Here is a 656-nt window from a genome sequence, read left to right as displayed (position 1 = left end):
GCTTTCAACCCAACCTGCACACAAATCTGACACTTGGCGAGTCCGAAAAAAGCATTTTTGCGAAGATTTTTTCCTTGAGCGAGGCGCTGGCAGGAGCGAGCGAAGGAGCATACATCCGTATGTGACTGAGGGGGCGAGTGGCAGCAACGAAGCATAAAGAAAGAAGCAAAAATCATTTTTGCGAAGATTTTTTCCTTGAGCGAGGCGCTGACAGGAGCAAGCGAAGGAGCATACATCCGTATGTGACTGAGGGAGCAGATGTCGTCAACGAAGCATAAAGAAAGAAGCAAAAAGCATTTTTGCGAAGATTTTTTCCTTAGGCGAGGCGCTGACAGGAGCGAGCGAAGGAGCATACATCCGTATGTGACTGAGGGAGCGAGTGGCAGCAACGAAGCATAAGGGAAAAAGCTGAAGCAAAAAAAAGGGGGTCGTAGCTCAGCTGGGAGAGCATCTGCCTTGCACGCAGAGGGTCGGGAGTTCGAATCTCCCCGGCTCCACCACCACACGAGCGAGTCTCGTGTAACCCGGATTAGCGAAGCTAAATCCGGGGCGGAAAGAAGATTGTTCAGATGAAAGCATTTGGTTGAATGTTTTCATCTGGGAAATCCGGACGTTCATTAACAATTTGGTAGATATTAAAGAGGCAGTTTTACGGA

The 656-nt window shown here is 48.9% G+C and carries 1 tRNA gene; it reads left to right on the top strand.

Annotated elements, in window-relative coordinates:
• Window positions 1-424 precede the first annotated feature (424 nt).
• Window positions 425-500 (top strand) — tRNA-Ala (locus E1O41_RS11660).
• Window positions 501-656: the final 156 nt, after the last annotated feature.

This window comes from Legionella impletisoli (assembly GCF_900639875.1).
GTDB classification, from domain to species: Bacteria; Pseudomonadota; Gammaproteobacteria; order Legionellales; family Legionellaceae; genus Legionella_A; species Legionella_A impletisoli.
This window is presented reverse-complemented; position numbering and strand designations above follow the sequence as displayed.